Source organism: Paraburkholderia tropica, assembly GCF_914484835.1.
Taxonomy (GTDB): Bacteria; Pseudomonadota; Gammaproteobacteria; order Burkholderiales; family Burkholderiaceae; genus Paraburkholderia; species Paraburkholderia tropica_A.
On the sequence record NZ_CAJZAR010000074.1, the window covers coordinates 205 to 625 of the forward strand.

1 pseudogene is annotated in these 421 nt (G+C 66.0%); it reads right to left on the reverse strand.

From position 1 onward, the window contains the following. A pseudogene (locus tag LDO54_RS39315) lies at positions 1-421 on the reverse strand (YadA-like family protein); the annotation flags it as partial.

Here is a 421-nt window from a genome sequence, read left to right on the forward strand (position 1 = left end):
TTCACGGCGTCGCGCGACTGCGTTGCGTTAGCAACGTTCGTCAACTTGACCGGCGTCGACGCGTTGGCGCCGCCCAGCGTGAGCTTGTCGTGCGCGCCCGAGTCGTAAATCACCGCGTCCACCGAGCCGCCACCTGCAACCGCTGCGATAGCATCCAGCGCCGTGCCCACGTTGTAGTAAGAGCTACCGCTGACAACATAGGTCGGCGTGCTGATCGTGCCGTTCGAATTGACCGTCGTGTGGCCGCCCAGCGCGGCTGCCGTGGAGTCGGCCAGAGTGTAAAGCTGCGAGCCGTTCACGGCGTCGTTGCTGGCCGCGCTCACCGTGCCTGCCGCCACGTTGTGCAGCGCCACCGGCGAACTTGCGCCGACACCGCCGAACGTGACCGAGCCCTTCGATGCATCGTCGTAGGCCACGAACG